We start from the raw sequence: 14,967 nt of genomic DNA, 5'->3' as shown, positions 1-14,967 counted from the left end.
GTCCCGCTTCCCCCTCACCGGCCGGCTGAGGGAACGGGCGAGGCGCCCCGCGCGCCTCGCCCTTTTTTCGTTGGCGCCTGCACATCCGGAACCACGGATGGGCTTGTGCCATGAGCCCCACCTGAATAACATTGATTATCATTTAAAAATTATTCCTGCTGGACGCCCTTGTGAGCACTTCCAACCTCGACGCGGTCTTCCTGGCCCAGCGCCTGCCTTTGCTGCGCACGCTCGTACGGATGGTGAAGAACCCGAGCATCGCCGAAGACCTGGTGCAGGAAACCTACCTGCGCGTCGCCCGCACCCTGCTCGATCGCCGCATCGATCACCTGGAACCCTTCCTCTTCCAGACCGGCCGCAACCTCGCCCTGGACCACCTGCGCCACCTGCGCATGCAGTCGCGGACCATGCTCGAGGACGTGCCTTTCGACGTGGTGCAGGCCGTGCCGGCGCCCGCCTCCAGCGCCGAGGACCAGTTGCATGCGGAGAAACTGCTCGAGCGCCTGGGTGCCACCCTCGAAGAACTCAGCGAGCGCCAGCAGCGCATCTTCATCCTCAGCCGCCTGCACGGCTGCGGCTACGCGGAGATCGCCGAGCAGCTCGACATCTCGCCCAGCACGGTGCAGAAGGAACTGAAACTGATCATGGCGATCTGTGTCGGACTGGTCAGCCGCCTTGAGGAATCGGTATGACGGACTACCGTTCGCCGGCCGATTCGACAACAATGCGCGGCTCACCACCCCAGCACCGCCCTGAGGATCGCCCCTTGCCCCACGCCACGCCGCCCGACGACCAGCAGATGGCCGAAGCTCTCGACTGGCTGATCCTCGAGGACGACATGGACGCCGCCACCCGCGCGCGCTTCGATGCCTGGCTCGCCGCCAGCGAAGGCAACGCGCGTGCCTACCAGCGCGTGCGCGATGCGTGGCAGTCACCGTTGCTGCCGGTCGCCGCTGCGCGCCTGGAACGCAAACGGGCGCAGGAAAAAGCCCGGCCGCTGCGTCGCCCGCGGCGCTTCTGGAAACCCGTCGCCACGGCTGCGGCGCTGGTACTCGCCATCGGTGTCGTGGTGCAGGGCGACCTGCTGACGCGCCTGCGCGCGGACCATCTCACCGCGGTCGGCGAACGCCAGAAAGTCCAGCTGGCCGACGGCTCGAACGTGCTGCTCAACACCGACACCGCATTCTCCAGCAAGGTCGACGACCAGCAGCGCGTGGCCCGTCTCTACCGCGGCGAAGTGTTCTTCGACGTCGCCCATGACCGCAGCCGCCCCTTCGAGGTGGAGGCCGGGCCAGTGCAGGTCACGGTGCGCGGCACGGCGTTCGCCGTGCGCTACCTCGGCAACGAGGCGGAGGTCAGCGTGCAGCGTGGTGAAGTCGACCTGCGCACGCGACTGGACGACGCCCGCGTCAGCCTCGGCGCCGGCGACAGCATCCGCGTCGGCCCACAGGGCTTCGGCGAGCGCCAGCACGGCGCCGAGGCCGAATCCCAGCTGGCCTGGGTGAAGGGCCGCATGGTGTTCGAGAACTGCCCGCTCAGCCAGGTGCTGGCCGAATTGCGCCGCTACTACCCCGGCTGGATCGTGAATACCAACGAGCGCCTGGAGAACGTCAGCGTCACCGGCAACTGGCGCCTGGACGACCCGCTGGGCGTGGCACGTTCGCTGGCTCAGATCACCTCCGCCGAGCTGCACGAATACCCGAAACTGCTGATCCTCAACTGACTTCCCGCCCCGCACAGAAAGTTTTTTTACGCGATCCGAAAGGCTCGTTCGTTTAGTCAGAAGCCAATGCAATAGATTCGCATTTACGAATGCGAACAAAGACTGACTAAGAGAGCCCTTCGATGACCATTGCTTCTTCGCGTGCCCCCCTGCGCCGGCTGTCCGCGCCGGCCAGCATCTCGCTGCTCGCCCTGTCCATCGGCCTCGCCAGCCTGCCGGTCGCTTCCGCTCTCGCGGCGGAAGCGAGCCAGACTCAGGCCGGCTACAGCTTCGACATCGCCCGCCAACCATTGCCCCAGGCACTCAACGCATTCAGCGCGGTGACCGGCTGGCAGGTTGGCGTGGCCGGTGACCTGGCTGACGGGGTGGTCTCTCCGGGCGTCAGCGGCCGCCTGCCGGCGGAGCGCGCGCTGAAGACCCTGCTCGGCGGCACCGGCCTGAGCGTGCGCCAGCTCGGCCCGCGCAACGTGGTGCTTGAGCGCAACCTCTCCTCCGTCGCCGAGATGCAGCCGCTCACCGTCACCGCGACCCGCCAGGCGCAGAGCGTCACCTCGGTTCCGTCCACGGTGAACGTCGTCGGCCGCGAGGAACTGGACCGCAAGAACGTCAACAGCATCAAGGAACTGGTGCGCGACATGCCCGGCGTCTCCGTCGGCGGCACCGGCAACCGTGCCGGCATCACCGGCTACAACATCCGTGGCATCGACGGCGACCGCGTGCTGACGCAGATCGACGGCGTCGAGATCCCCAACAGCTTCTTCAACGGCCCCTATGCGCAGACCGAGCGCAACTATGTCGACCCGGAAATCGTCAAGCGCGTGGAAGTTCTGCGCGGCCCGGCCTCGGCCCTGTATGGCAGCAACGCCATCGGCGGCGCGGTGAGCTACTTCACCCTCGACCCGGACGACATCATCAAGGACGGCCAGGACGTCGGCGCGCGCCTGAAGACCGGCTACAGCTCCGCCGATGACAGCTGGCTGACCTCCGCCACCGTCGCCGGCCGCCACGACGACTTCGACGGCCTGCTGCACCTGAGCCAGCGCAACGGTCACGAGACCGAGTCCTACGGCAGCACCGGCGGCACCGGCCTGTCGCGCACCGAAGCCAACCCCGAAGACGTGCGCACCACCAACGTGCTGGCGAAACTGGGCTGGAACTACGCAGAAGGCAGCCGCTTCGGCCTGGTCTACGAGAAGTACAAGGACGACGTCGACACCGACCAGAAGAGCGCCTACGGTGGCCCGTACTTCAATGGCGCACCGACCATCCCCGACAGCGTGCTGCCCGGCGGCATGTATCAGTGGCGCACCGGCAACGACACCATCACCCGCGAACGCTACGGTCTGGAACACCAGATGCTGCTGGACAGCGCGGTGGCCGATCACCTGAAGTGGACCTTCAACTACCAGATCGCCAAGACCGACCAGAGCACCGACGAGTTCTACTACCCCATCACCCGCCAGGTGCTGCGGACCCGCGAGACCCAGTACAAGGAGCGCCAGTGGGTGCTCGACCTGCAGATGGACAAGGCCTTCGCCCTGGGCGACACCGACCACCTGCTGACCTACGGCACCACCCTCAAGCGCCAGAAGGTCACCGGCTACCGCGAAGGCGACGCCACCTGCCTGGCTGTCAGCCGCACCTGCACCACCATCGGCGGCCCGAGCTCGGTGGCCTCCGACCGCCTGGCCCGCAGCAGCGACTTCCCGGACCCGACCATCGATACCTACGCCCTGTTCGCCCAGGACGAGATTCGCTGGAACGACTGGACCTTCCTTCCCGGCCTGCGCTACGACCACACCCGCCTGGACCCGCACATCACCGAGGAATTCCTGCGTACCGTCGACCAGAGCGGCGAAGGCGACGTCAGCAGCGAAAGCAAGAGCTGGCACCAGCTCTCGCCCAAGCTCGGCGTGACCTACGCGTTCAACGACAACTACCTGTGGTACGGCCAGTACGCCCAGGGCTTCCGCACCCCGACCGCCAAGGCGCTCTACGGCCGCTTCGACAACCCCACCACCGGCTACCGCGTGGAGCCCAACCCGGACCTGGACCCGGAACGCAGCCAGAGCTACGAGACCGGCCTGCGCGGCAACTTCGAGGAAGGCTCGTTCGACGTGGCGGTCTTCTATAACAAGTACCGCGACTTCATCAACGAAGACGCCATCACCCCCGGCTACGACGAACCGACCTTCACCAGCAACAACATCAAGAACGCCATCATCAAGGGCGTGGAGCTGAAGGGCCGCCTGGAACTGGGCGCCTTCGGCGCGCCGCAGGGGCTCTACACCAAGGGCTCGGTGGCCTACGCCTACGGCCGCAACAAGGACACCGGCGAGCCGATCAACAGCGTCAACCCGCTCACCGGCGTGTTCGGCCTGGGCTACGACGAACAGGCCGGCCGCTACGGCGCCCTGCTCGACTGGACCCTGGTCAAGCGCAAGACCCGCGTCGACGACAGCCAGTTCAACGCCCCCGACGGCACCAGCAGCCAGTTCAAGACCCCGGGCTTCGGCATCCTCGACCTGACCGGCTACTACAAGCTGACCGACGACCTGACCCTCAACGCCGGCCTGTACAACCTCACCGACAAACAGTACTGGCTGTGGGATGACGTGCGCGGCTACGACGGCGTCGGCGAAGCCTCGGTACTGGCCCCGGCCAACCTTGATCGCCTGACCCAGCCGGGCCGCAACTTCGCGATCAACCTGGTGTGGGATATCTGATGCTCACGCGCCCTCGCTGGTCGTAGGGCGCATAACCTGGAACAGGTTATCCGCCGCCCGGCGCGGCGGATAACGCTGACGCGTTATGCACCCTACAAAAGCTGGCTCGCACAGTGAACGCCGACAATCTTTACGCTTTCCCCGAACTCGTTCGTCTCGTCTGTAAAGACCTGTAATTTCAAGGAATTGGACATGACCACCCTGGAACTCCCCGCCCTGCGCTCGCAGCGCCTGAACGCGCTGACCCACGCCCCCCACGAGCGTCTCGACCACGCCGTGAAGGCCCGCGAGCCCTTCTCCAGCCGCGAGCGTTTCGCCCGCTTTGTGGTCGCCCAGTACCTGTTCCAGTCCGAGCTGCAGGCCCTGTACCAGGACGCCGAGCTGGGCAAGATCTTCCCCGACCTGCCGCAGCGCTGCCGCGCCGAACAGGCCCGCCTGGACCTGGCCGACCTCGACACCCAAGTGCCCGCCCCGGTTGCCGGCGCCATCAGCAACCCGAGCCAGGCACACGCCTTGGGCTGGCTGTTCGTCTCCGAAGGCTCCAAGCTCGGCGCGGCCTTCCTGATCAAGCGCGTCGCTGTGCTGGGCCTGGACGAGAACACCGGCGCCCGTCACCTGGGCGAACCCGAAGGCGGCCGTGCCGAAGGCTGGAAGCGCTTCACCCGCACCCTCGACGGCCTGGAGCTGAGCGAAGCCGAAGAGCGCGAAGCCGAAGCCGGCGCCGTGGCCGCTTTCGAGCGTTTCTCCGAACTGCTGCAACACAGCTACGACAGTGCTCCCGCCGCCGTCTGACGCCCTCGAGCGCGCGCCTGCCGATGCGGCGCGCGCCACCCCCTTCGCCCCCGCGCGCTCGCGGCTGGCCCGGCTGGCATTCGCGTTGCTGGCGTACACCAGCCTCGGCGTGGGCATGGTGGGATTGGTGGTGCCGGGGTTGCCGACCACCGAGTTCGTCCTGCTCGCCGCCTGGGCCGCGTCGAAGAGTTCGCCGCGCCTGTCCGCCTGGCTGGAGAATCACCGGCTGTTCGGCCCCATCCTGCACAACTGGCGCAACGGCCGCGCCATTGCGCGACGCGCCAAGATCAGCGCCAGCCTGGCGATGCTCGCCGCCCTGGCGATCATGCTGGTCACCCTGCCCCACGGCCTCTGGCTGTACGCTGTGATCCTCGGCATGGCGGTTGGCAACCTGTGGATCTGGTCGCGCCCGGATACGCCCAGGCCGTAGCCAGCGCGCGGCAGCGGACTTATGCTGGAAGTCCGATTCCACACTCTCTTCTACGAGCCATGAACCAGCCCACCAGCAAAGTCGACGCCGTCCTCGCCGAAGCCCAACGCCGCCGCGAAACCAGCTACCGCGAAAAAGCCCTGAAGATGTACCCCTGGATCTGCGGGCGCTGCGCCCGCGAGTTCAGCGGCGTGCGCCTGCGCGAGCTGACCGTCCACCACCGCGACCACAACCACGACAACAATCCCGAGGATGGCTCCAACTGGGAACTGCTCTGCCTGTTCTGCCACGACAATGAGCACCAGCGACAGGTGGACCTGCATTACCAGAACAGCAACGACGCGGGCGCGAAAGGGCCGAAGGTCACCCACAAGGGCCTGGCCGGGCTGGCGGACCTGCTGAAGAAGAAGGACCACGGCGAGGCCTGAAGCCTCCCCCATTTGCTGCCGCAGGTTTCTGCCGATGCAGGCGGATGGGTAGGAGCGGACTCCGTCCGCGATTGGCCTGCATCGCGTCGGACACCATCGCGGACAAAGTCCGCTCCTACCGGATAGATCTGCGCTCGGATCGGCCCTCACCCTAACCCTCTCCCAGGGGGAGAGGGCTGGGGTGAGGGGAAAAGCACAAACACGGAACTACCAGGGAAAGACAGTTGCTCCTACGCCATTCTCGGACGCTGAATCTCCCTGTAGAAGCGGGCCATGCCCGCGATCGCGCCCATGGGGCGATCCTGAAGGCGAGGCTCGGCGCAGTCCTGTAGAAGCGAGCTTGCTCGCGAACCCAGCCCCGCTGCGAGGCCATTCGCGAGCAAGGGCTAGGCGCCCCCTCGGTCCTACGAAGAGCCTTGCTCAGCGCAGGCCGGCAACAATCTCCAGCGAGCGCAGGCGCAGCTCGTGGTCGTAGATGTCGCTGGTGAAGATGATCTCGTCCACACCAGTCTGCTCCAGCAGGATTTCCAGGCGGCTGCGCACCTTCTCCGGGCCGCCGATCACCGCCAGGCCGAAGAAATTGCCCACCGCATCCTGCTCATGGGGCAGCCACAGGCCGGCCATGCTCTTCACCGGCGGTTTCTGTTTCAGGCTGTCGCCACGGATCAGCGCCAATACGCGCTGGAAGGCGGTGGTCGCCAGGTATTCGGCTTCCTCGTCGGTCGGCGCGGCCACCAGCGGCACACCAATCATGGCGTAGGGCTTGTCGAGCACCGCCGAGGGCTGGAAGTTCTCGCGATAAATGCGCAGCGCGTCGTGCAGGTAGCGCGGCGCGAAGTGCGAAGCAAAGGCGTAGGGCAAACCTTTCTGCGCGGCCAGATGGGCGCTGAACAGACTGGAGCCCAACAGCCAGATCGGCACGTTGGTGTCCTCCCCCGGAATTGCCAGCAGCGACTGCTGCGAGCGGCGCGGGCCGAGGAGCATTTCCAGTTCGGCAACCTGCTCGGGGAAGTCCGCGCCGTCGCCCAGGCGATCGCGACGCAGGGCGCGCATGGTCGCCTGGTCGGCGCCGGGCGCGCGGCCCAGGCCCAGGTCGATACGGCCGGGGTAGAGGGTTTCCAGAGTGCCGAAGTTCTCCGCCACCACCAGCGGCGGATGGTTGGGCAGCATCACCCCGCCGGAGCCGACGCGGATGCGCTCGGTCTTGCCGGCGATGTGGCCGATCAGCACGGCGGTGGCCGAGCTGGCGATGCCGTCCATGTTGTGGTGCTCCGCCAGCCAGTAGCGGGTAAAGCCCAGGCGCTCGACGTGCCGGGCAACCTCGACGGCGTTGTTCAGCGCCTCGGCAGCGCTGCCCTGGTCGCGCACGGGCACCAGGTCGAGCATGGAGAAGGCAATATCTGACAGGGACTTCATAGGCACTCCGATTCGGGTCACACAGGCGCTGACACGCAACGCCGCGGACATGACTTTGACCGTGACTCTATCGAGGCACTCCGCGCCTGACCACTTGTCGGGATCGATAGTGCTCATGCCGCCGAGTGATACAGGGCCGCCAGCGTATTGCCATCACCTGTTCACTGGACGGTCACCGCTCTGTCATGCGGAGTGGCCAGAATGCCCTTGCGCTGAAGGACCAGCGCCCCATCTCTACGGGAAACCGCCGCCAATCCTCCCCAGGCAACGGCGAAATCCTGTGGCCTACGAAGCAAAAAGCCCGCATCCGTGCGGGCTTTTTGCTTTGTCATCGCCGGAAGCTTCAGTCGCGGTTCTTCACCATTTCGAAGAGCTTCAGGCGATCGCTGATTTCCTGCAGGGTGTGGCGGAACGGGTCGTGCTGTTCGCTGTGGGCCGGATCGGCGAAGTTCCACACGATCACTTCGCTGGAGTTCGGCAGTTCGTCGCCCTCGTCGGTGGACTTGTCGCACAGGTCGATCAGGTAATCGAAGTGCTGGCCGCGGAATTCGTCGATGGACTTGCTGCGCAGGCCTTCAGCGGAGATCCCGGCGTGCTCCAGCACGTTGCGCGCGCGGGGGTCGATGTCGGTCGGGTGGATACCCGCGCTGAAAGCTTCGAAATGCTCGCCATCGGTGTGCCGCAGCAGCGCTTCGGCCATTGGCGAGCGGGCGTCGTTGGCGACACAGACGAACAGGACTCGGCGTTTCTCGGTCATCTTTACCTCGGCACGGGGGTCGGCTCTGCGCCCCTTATACGTCAGGTTTTATGACAGAGCCGTGTCAGCGCCATGAAGGCTCACAGCACGATGTAGTCGCTGCGCTGCACGATGCCGCGGCTCTCCCCTTCCACCAGGTGCACATAGCGTCCGCCGATCTGGTCAATGGCGATGCAGTCGTCGACGTCGATCACCGCGTCGGTGTGCGCCTTGTCCCAGCTGCGCGGCATGCGACGCTTGGCCCGCACCTTTGCGTCGGCGGCGTCGCGCGCGGCCACCAGCACGTACTGGTGCGCCTCGCCGAAGCTGCCCAGCTCGTAGCCACCCAGGTTGACGAAGAACAGCCGCTGCTCACCCGGCGCCGGCATCGCCTCGCTGAACTCGACGCGATACGCCTCCACGCCCTCCACCTCCAGCCAGGAGTCGATGTGCAGGCCGTCCGGGCTGCCGAACCAGGCCTCGCGCAATTGCGGGTAGGTGGATTTCAGGTTGTCGCCAATGACGAAGGCCACGTCATGGACCTCGATCCGCGCGCGCGGATGGCGTCCCCCCAGCATGACTACGAACAGCATTTCAGACCCTTCCCAGGTTTCAGATTTGGTCTGACAGATCCGTCATACGGCAGGTTCAATCTACTGGCGGATAAATGGCCATCCGCCAGTCAATCCGGTGGGTGGCAATCGCTATATAGAAAGTTATATTCTGAATCTTCGTTTCACTGCCCCGATGTTTTCCCATGCCCCAGACCGCGCCTGCCCCGACGCGACGCCGACAACGCCCTGCCCTCAGCATCCGCGACCGCAACCGCCAGCGCATCCTGCTGGCTGCCGGCGAAGAATTTGCCGAGAAGGGCTTCACCGCCGCCAAGACCCAGGACATCGCCAGCCGCGCCGAGCTGCCCAAGTCCAATGTCTACTACTACTTCCAGAGCAAGGAGAACCTCTACCTGCGCCTGCTGGAGAACGTGGTGGACGCGGTGCTGGAAGCCGCCGCCCTGCTGCGCGAGTGCGACGACCCGGCCTGGGCGCTGCCCGCGCATATCCGCGCGCGCCTGCACATCGCCCGGCAGTGGCCGCACGCCTACAAGGTGTTCGCCAGCGAGATGCTCCACGGCGCGCCGCACCTGCCACCGGAGTGGCTGCAACGCCTGCGCGCCGAATCGCGCCGCAACGTCGAGTGCATCGCCGCCTGGATCGACCGCGGCCTGCTCGCCCCGGTGGACCCGCAGCACCTGCTGCTGAGCATCTCCGCGGCCACCCGCACCTATGTCGACTTCGACTGGCAGATCGCGATGATCACCGGCAAGGCGCAACCCGCCGCCGATGACTTCGAGGCGGCAGCGGCGACCATCACCCGCCTGGTCCTGCGCGGCACCGAAGCAGAACCGGCGGCGCGCCTGCGTCCCTTGCCGCTGTAGCGGCCAGCGGCGGCTGCACTAAGCTGAGAATGTCCGCACGGCCATGCGCCGTGCCTGCATTCGTCTGGGAGACGCCATGAAATCGCTACTGATCGCCGCATCGCTGATCGTTGTGCAGCCCGCCTTTGCCGCCATCCCCATGCTCAACTACGACTGCCCGAACGATATCCAGATCCACACCGACGAGAACGGGCCGGTCTACATCAATGGCCAGGAAGCCAAGGTCACGCAGAACACCGACAGCACCGTGGTCGCCAAGGGTGAAGGCGTGACCGTGCAGATCAGCACCAACGACGACGGTACTGTCAGCGTCTCCTACACCGGCCCGAACGGCGACAGCGGCGTCTGCGACCCCGCCGAGGGCGACTGATCAAGCGCTACGGCGCCCGCCCCAGGCAGCGCTGGTAGCGCTCGTCGACGCGCTGGGCGAACCAGGCAGTGGTGAGCTGACGGGTGATCTTCGGGCTGTGCAGCGTGATGCCCGGCAGCATCGCCCGCGGCATCGACTTGCCAGCAGCGCGTTCGGCCAGCGCGAAAACCTTGGTGTAGAGCTCCGACTTCGTGAACTCCGGCTTGTCGCCGAGTTCCAGGTCGCGGCGGATTTCCCTTTCGCTCATGCCCAGCTTCGGCCCCAGTGTGCGCACCGCCTTTTCAGTGCTGCCGGCGTCGTAGCTGCCGTAGAGGATCAGGTCGCCATCCAGTGCCAGGGTGATGCCGGTGAGGTCCGCCACCACGCGCTGGAACGCCGCGTTGCGGCTGGCGTACCAGCCCGCGTTGAAGTCGGCGAAACGGTACAGCTGGCGCGGGTAGTTCACCGGGTAGCCGAGCAGATGGGCGATGCCGAAGTACATGCCGCCACGACGGCTGAACACCTCGCGGCGGATGCTGCCGTCCACCGGATACGGATAGCCTTCGGCATGGGCCTGGGCGAACTCGATGCTGACCTGCATCGGCCCGCCGGTATGCACCGGGTTGAAGCGGCCGAACAGCTGCTGGCCCAGCGGTACCCCGCCGATGAAGTCATCGAAGATCGCGCTCAGCTCCCGCTCGGTTTTTGCACTCGCCAGGCGTTGGCTGTAGGTGCGGCCGTTCGGCGATTTCAGCGCCAGCGCGGTATCGATGAGGAAGCCCGGCACATGCACCTTGCCCGCACGCCGGTCGATCTCGGCGCGGGCGATCTTGCCCAGCCCCGGTACGGGCGGGTCAGCCTTGAAGTTGGACTCCTGCTCGGTGATCGCCACGACCGAACAGAGGTTTTCGGTGGTCGCCGGAATGCGCTGGGTGGTGAAGGCAACCTGGATGTCCTTCGCCCAGCCCTGGCGGTCGGACGCGCCAGCGGGAATCAATTTGACCAGCTTGCCGCGCACCTCTTCCGGAGTCGGCTCCGGCACGCTGGGTGCGCGGCTGCTGCAGCCGGCCAGCGCCAGCAGCGCGGCCACGCCCAGCAGATGAATGAATCGTGATGAAGGCCTTTTCAGGCTGAATGAATCTGCCGTCAGGGCAGCCGCAGTCATAGTCCGTTCCTTGCTTGATTTCTGCCGCCTACAGGACCTGTGCCCGGCGGCACAGGTTCCCCGGCATTGTCAGGCAAGCACGGATTTCAGCGCCAGGCCAGGCGCCTCAGGTTCAGGCTCCAGCCGCGCTGCATGCCGGCGGCGGCCAGCAGGATGGCAACCACGCCTAGCCATTGCAATGGAGTCAGGCGGTGGCCGAAGGCGAACCAGTCGACGAAGATCGCGGCGATCGGGTAGATGAACGACAGCGCGCCGGTCAGCGCCGTGGGCAGTTTCTGGATCGCGCCATAGAGCAGCACGTACATGATGCCGGTATGCACGATACCCAGGGTCGCCAGGCTGGCCCAGGCGCTGGTGGCCTGCGGCAATGGCGACAGGTTCGCCCAGGGCGCCAGCAGCAGGACGCCGGTCACCGCCTGGATCAGCGCGATCAGGTGCGGCGGCACGCCGGTCAGGCGCTTGATGATCAGCGCCGCCACCGCATACAGGGCCGCCGCGCCGAGGGCCAGAGCGATGCCGCCCAGATAGTCGCTGCCCACCTGCCCCACCTCGCCGTGTGCGCTGACGATGGCCAGCATGCCGACGAAGGAAACGCCGAGCCAGGCGAGTTTTTGCCCGGTCACCTTCTCGCCGAGGAACAGCGCCCCCAACAACACCAGCAGGAACGGCTGCACGTTGTAGACCGCCGTGCCGATGGCGATGGACGCCCGCGAGTAGGAGCCGAACAGCAGCACCCAGTTGCCGACGATGGCCGCGCCACTGAGCAGCGCCAGGCCGAAGGTGGCGCGGGTGAGAATGCCGGGGCGCAGGAAACCCATGGCCGCGCAGATCACCAGGAGCGTCGCGGCGCCGAACACGCAGCGCCAGAACACCACGTCCAGCACCGGCTGACCCGAGACCACCACCAGCCAGCCGATGGTGCCGCAGATCAGCATGGCGCTGATCATTTCCAGGGTGCCGCGTCTGATGGATTCGTTCATGGATCACCTCCGCTTGTTGGTGATCAGTATGAACAGGTGGATTCGTGCACTCCATCGCCTGGCGCAGGCAAACCCCAGAGATCACCTTTATTATCAAGGCAAATCTTCGACTTCACCTTTCGAGGCAAAGATGACCGACGACATCGACCAATTGCTGATCTCCGCGCTGATGGAGGATTCGCGCCTTTCCCTCAAGGCCCTGGCCCAGGTCAGCGGCCTGAGTTCGCCCAGCGTCGCCGAGCGCCTGCGCAAGCTCGAGGAACGCCAGGTGATCACCGGCTACACGGTGAACGTCGACCCGCGCGCCTTCGGCTACCAGCTGCAGGCCATCGTCCGGGTGCGGCCGCTGCCGGGGAAATTGCAGGACGTGGAGAAGCAGATCCTGGCGATCCCCGAATTCACCGAGTGCGACAAGGTCACCGGGGAGGATTGCTTCTACGCGCGAATGTGCGTGCGCTCCATGGAGCAGCTGGACGAGATCCTCGATCACCTCAACGGCTTCGCCGAGACCAACACCGCCATCGTCAAGAAGAGCCCGGTGAAGCGGCGGTTGCCGCCGATGGCGTGAAGCCCGCCCTACGATCTCTGCCCTACCCGGCGCCGAAAATGATCCCGGCTCGACGTAGGATGGCGTGGAGCGCAGCGATACCCATCAAGCCCGTCCGGCGCCGCACTTCCGAGCCTGCGCACTCCGCAGGGCGCATACAGCGACGCGTATAATCCGCCCGACCTCACGGCCAGCACGGCTGGATTGACACCCTACCCTTGAGTCCCTAACTTTGCCTCGCTGCCCCACCTGGGCAGTTCGGGATTGGCGTCCCGGAAATAGGAAGGTGCCGAGAATCTCTCGGTACCTGGCATGGTTGCACCTGCGTTATGGGGGGACCGTGCAGGGCATCTTCGGATGCGCCGGTCTCCTATTCCGGTACGCCAACCTGTACGGTCCACCCACCCTGATTGGCGTCAGGACGTGGAAACTCCGCAAATAGGGGATACAACCATGAATTTCACAGCACCATCCCTGCTCCACCTCAAAGACGACATTTCCAACCTGTCGCTCCAAGACGCCGCCGACTGCCGTCATCAGGCCCTGTGCAATATGCTCAGTTTCCTCGCCGGTATTTCCGACCACGGGAATCCGTCGACGGATGTGCTGGCCGGCACATTCGCCGGCCTGGAATACCTCGCAAAAGATTCAGCCCAGCTGTACGCCGCCGCCGAAGCTCGGTCTCGGGCAAAGGCACAGGCACAGGCACGGGCGTAGCGGAAGGTTCGGAGCGCTGCCGGACGATGGGTATCGCTGCGCTCGACGCCATCCTACCCGGAGCGCCTGCCTGACCCGTCACAGCGCCCGGGAGACGAAAAAGACAAAGGCCCCTTTCGGGGCCTTTGTCGTTCACACGCTTAGCGCGATGCCTTGCGGCGCAGCGCCGACGGGCTGAAGTTGGAATCGTCCGGCGCCGGCTGACTGAAGTCAGCGGTGCCCGGCTCCTCGTTGTCCAGCCACTGGATGCTGTAGCGGTGTGCCTGGAGGTCGTGGAAGGTGTCCAGCGCAGTCCACACCATCGGCTGCTCGTAGAAGCTCTTCAGGTAGGCCAGCGACACACGCCACAGTTCACCGCGACCATCGTACTGGTCCACCACGGCGGCACCCCAGCTGTCCTCGTCGAGGTAGAGGGTGCGGCGCGAGTAGATGTGCCGCGCGCCGGCCTTCAGCTTGCCATCCACCACCCAGACGCGGTGCAACTCATAGCGGGTGTACTTGGGATTGACGTGGCCGGGGGTGAGCAGGTCCTTGTACTTAACCTCCGGGCTGGTGATCTGGTAGTTGTTGTAGGGGATGTAGATTTCCTTCTTGCCCACCAGGGTCCAGTCGTAGCGATCCGGCGCGCCGTTGTACATGTCGGTGTCGTCGGCGGTACGCAGGCCATCGGAGTCTTCGATCGGGGTGTCGTAGGCCAGCGTCGGGGCGCGGCGCACGCGGCGCTGGCCGGGGTTGTAGCCCCAGGCCTGGCGCGGTTCCTTGACCTGGTCGAGGGTCTCCTGCACCAGCGCGCCGTTACCGGCCAGGCGGGCCGGGGCGGTGGTGAAGGTCATGTAGTAGAACATGGTGTTGCCGAGCTTCTCGAAGCTGCCCTTGGGGTCGTAGAAGCGGAACAGCGCCTCGTCCTGCGAGGTCACCAGCGCGTACGCGCCGTTGCGCTGTACACCGGCCTGGGATGAGCGCCGCACGATGTAGGTGCCACGGTAGCGGGCGATGTGGTTCCACACTGCTTCCACGCCGCTCTGCGGGATCGGGAACGGCACGCCGCCGTAGGCATCGGAGAAGCCGTTGCCACCTTCCACCAGCTTGGCGCTGGTGGCGTTCTTGTAGATGTTGTCGTAGATCCACTGCGGCGCCGAACCGGTGCGGTGGGTCTCGTAGACCGGCATCTGGTAGCTGTCCGGGTAGGCGTTGAACAGCGCGATCTGCCCCGGTGTCAGGTTGGCCTTGTACTGGTCGAGGTTGGCCTTGGTGATGACGAACTTGGGCTTCTCGCCGGCGAACGGGTCGACATGGTGCGAGCCCGGCCCCTTGTAGCCGGCGGGCGCAGAAGTCAGGCCGCCGCTCCAGGCGGGGATGCTGCCGGCGGCGTTGCCGGCCTTTTCCGCGCCCATGGGCGTCAGGCTGCTCTTGAGCTGGTCGGCCTGGTCGGCCGAGACGGCAGCACGCGCATCGGTGACGGCCAGGGCCGTCAGCGTGGCAAGGACGATCAGGGAACTCTTCTTGTACATGGTTCTCTC

Annotated in this window: 16 protein-coding genes; 10 read left to right on the top strand and 6 right to left on the bottom strand. The window is 65.8% G+C overall.

Going from position 1 to position 14,967, the window contains the following annotated elements; genetic code table 11:
• Positions 1-170: 170 nt before the first annotated feature.
• From IB256_RS06395 to IB256_RS06370, 6 genes are all read left to right on the top strand, one after another.
• Entirely contained in the window at positions 171-692 is a 522-nt protein-coding gene (locus tag IB256_RS06395) for an RNA polymerase sigma factor (RefSeq protein ID WP_192223093.1), read from the top strand.
• Between the two features lie 107 nt (positions 693-799).
• The gene (locus tag IB256_RS06390) at positions 800-1,723 is read left to right on the top strand and encodes a FecR family protein (RefSeq protein WP_192295328.1); all 924 of its coding nucleotides are present in this window, start codon (positions 800-802) and stop codon (positions 1,721-1,723) included.
• Between the two features lie 122 nt (positions 1,724-1,845).
• The gene (locus tag IB256_RS06385) at positions 1,846-4,449 is read left to right on the top strand and encodes a TonB-dependent receptor (RefSeq protein ID WP_192401724.1); all 2,604 of its coding nucleotides are present in this window, start codon (positions 1,846-1,848) and stop codon (positions 4,447-4,449) included.
• Between the two features lie 192 nt (positions 4,450-4,641).
• Positions 4,642-5,241, top strand: coding sequence for a biliverdin-producing heme oxygenase (locus IB256_RS06380; protein ID WP_192295168.1), 600 nt, complete (start codon positions 4,642-4,644; stop codon positions 5,239-5,241).
• On the top strand, positions 5,222-5,671 hold the full coding sequence (locus tag IB256_RS06375) for a YbaN family protein (protein ID WP_412547955.1): 450 nt from the start codon (positions 5,222-5,224) through the stop codon (positions 5,669-5,671). Before IB256_RS06380 ends, IB256_RS06375 begins: the two co-directional genes overlap by 20 nt.
• A 59-nt stretch (positions 5,672-5,730) precedes the next feature.
• Entirely contained in the window at positions 5,731-6,099 is a 369-nt protein-coding gene (locus tag IB256_RS06370; protein ID WP_192295167.1) for a YajD family HNH nuclease, read from the top strand.
• Positions 6,100-6,519: 420 nt separating this feature from the next.
• Here the strand turns inward: IB256_RS06370 and IB256_RS06365 are convergent, their stop codons facing one another.
• The 3 genes from IB256_RS06365 to IB256_RS06355 form a co-directional block, all read right to left on the bottom strand.
• Positions 6,520-7,515 (bottom strand): LLM class flavin-dependent oxidoreductase, encoded by a 996-nt coding sequence (locus IB256_RS06365; protein ID WP_081516739.1) that lies wholly within the window; start codon positions 7,513-7,515, stop codon positions 6,520-6,522.
• A 343-nt stretch (positions 7,516-7,858) separates the two neighbouring features.
• A complete protein-coding gene (locus tag IB256_RS06360) occupies positions 7,859-8,272 on the bottom strand; it encodes an arsenate reductase ArsC (RefSeq protein ID WP_192295166.1) in 414 nt (137 codons plus the stop codon).
• Positions 8,273-8,352: 80 nt separating this feature from the next.
• Entirely contained in the window at positions 8,353-8,844 is a 492-nt protein-coding gene (locus IB256_RS06355; RefSeq protein ID WP_192295165.1) for a DUF1543 domain-containing protein, read from the bottom strand.
• A gap of 164 nt (positions 8,845-9,008) precedes the next feature.
• On the opposite strand from IB256_RS06355, the gene IB256_RS06350 reads away from it, so the two are divergent.
• Together IB256_RS06350 and IB256_RS06345 are read left to right on the top strand one after the other, a co-directional pair.
• Positions 9,009-9,689, top strand: coding sequence for a TetR/AcrR family transcriptional regulator (locus tag IB256_RS06350; protein WP_192401723.1), 681 nt, complete (start codon positions 9,009-9,011; stop codon positions 9,687-9,689).
• A gap of 76 nt (positions 9,690-9,765) precedes the next feature.
• Positions 9,766-10,059, top strand: coding sequence for a hypothetical protein (locus IB256_RS06345; RefSeq protein WP_081516735.1), 294 nt, complete (start codon positions 9,766-9,768; stop codon positions 10,057-10,059).
• Positions 10,060-10,066: 7 nt separating this feature from the next.
• Here IB256_RS06345 and IB256_RS06340 read toward each other — a convergent pair whose 3' ends face one another.
• Both IB256_RS06340 and IB256_RS06335 read right to left on the bottom strand, forming a co-directional pair.
• Positions 10,067-11,203, bottom strand: a complete 1,137-nt coding sequence (locus IB256_RS06340; RefSeq protein WP_412547954.1) for a DUF1615 domain-containing protein — start codon at positions 11,201-11,203, stop codon at positions 10,067-10,069.
• Between the two features lie 86 nt (positions 11,204-11,289).
• Complete coding sequence (locus IB256_RS06335) at positions 11,290-12,183, bottom strand: DMT family transporter (protein ID WP_192401722.1); 894 nt, start codon at positions 12,181-12,183, stop codon at positions 11,290-11,292.
• Between the two features lie 130 nt (positions 12,184-12,313).
• Here IB256_RS06335 and IB256_RS06330 point away from each other — a divergent pair, with 130 nt between their 5' ends.
• Positions 12,314-12,751: an Lrp/AsnC family transcriptional regulator gene (locus IB256_RS06330; RefSeq protein WP_138216592.1), complete on the top strand. Its 438-nt coding sequence runs from the start codon at positions 12,314-12,316 to the stop codon at positions 12,749-12,751.
• Positions 12,752-13,183: 432 nt separating this feature from the next.
• Positions 13,184-13,447, top strand: coding sequence for a hypothetical protein (locus IB256_RS06325; protein ID WP_192401721.1), 264 nt, complete (start codon positions 13,184-13,186; stop codon positions 13,445-13,447).
• Positions 13,448-13,587: 140 nt separating this feature from the next.
• On the opposite strand, the gene IB256_RS06320 is transcribed toward IB256_RS06325, so the two are convergent.
• Positions 13,588-14,958 carry a DUF1329 domain-containing protein gene (locus IB256_RS06320; protein ID WP_192401720.1) on the bottom strand — a complete coding sequence of 457 codons (1,371 nt, stop codon included), beginning with the start codon at positions 14,956-14,958 and terminating at the stop codon, positions 13,588-13,590.
• Positions 14,959-14,967: the final 9 nt, after the last annotated feature.

The organism is Pseudomonas sp. PDM17 (genome assembly GCF_014851985.1).
In the GTDB taxonomy this organism is placed as follows: domain Bacteria; phylum Pseudomonadota; class Gammaproteobacteria; order Pseudomonadales; family Pseudomonadaceae; genus Pseudomonas.
The sequence above is the reverse complement of the archived record's forward strand: the minus strand, read 5'-3'. Positions and strand labels throughout refer to the sequence as shown.

Coding starts and splice junctions, on each gene's coding strand:
- IB256_RS06390 (WP_192295328.1), top strand. CDS start 800: ATGGCCGAAGCTCTCGACTGGCTGATCCTCGAGGACGACATGGACGCC.
- IB256_RS06385 (WP_192401724.1), top strand. CDS start 1,846: ATGACCATTGCTTCTTCGCGTGCCCCCCTGCGCCGGCTGTCCGCGCCG.
- IB256_RS06380 (WP_192295168.1), top strand. CDS start 4,642: ATGACCACCCTGGAACTCCCCGCCCTGCGCTCGCAGCGCCTGAACGCG.
- IB256_RS06370 (WP_192295167.1), top strand. CDS start 5,731: ATGAACCAGCCCACCAGCAAAGTCGACGCCGTCCTCGCCGAAGCCCAA.
- IB256_RS06365 (WP_081516739.1), bottom strand. CDS start 7,515: ATGAAGTCCCTGTCAGATATTGCCTTCTCCATGCTCGACCTGGTGCCC.
- IB256_RS06360 (WP_192295166.1), bottom strand. CDS start 8,272: ATGACCGAGAAACGCCGAGTCCTGTTCGTCTGTGTCGCCAACGACGCC.
- IB256_RS06355 (WP_192295165.1), bottom strand. CDS start 8,844: ATGCTGTTCGTAGTCATGCTGGGGGGACGCCATCCGCGCGCGCGGATC.
- IB256_RS06350 (WP_192401723.1), top strand. CDS start 9,009: ATGCCCCAGACCGCGCCTGCCCCGACGCGACGCCGACAACGCCCTGCC.
- IB256_RS06345 (WP_081516735.1), top strand. CDS start 9,766: ATGAAATCGCTACTGATCGCCGCATCGCTGATCGTTGTGCAGCCCGCC.
- IB256_RS06340 (WP_412547954.1), bottom strand. CDS start 11,203: ATGACTGCGGCTGCCCTGACGGCAGATTCATTCAGCCTGAAAAGGCCT.
- IB256_RS06335 (WP_192401722.1), bottom strand. CDS start 12,183: ATGAACGAATCCATCAGACGCGGCACCCTGGAAATGATCAGCGCCATG.
- IB256_RS06330 (WP_138216592.1), top strand. CDS start 12,314: ATGACCGACGACATCGACCAATTGCTGATCTCCGCGCTGATGGAGGAT.
- IB256_RS06325 (WP_192401721.1), top strand. CDS start 13,184: ATGAATTTCACAGCACCATCCCTGCTCCACCTCAAAGACGACATTTCC.
- IB256_RS06320 (WP_192401720.1), bottom strand. CDS start 14,958: ATGTACAAGAAGAGTTCCCTGATCGTCCTTGCCACGCTGACGGCCCTG.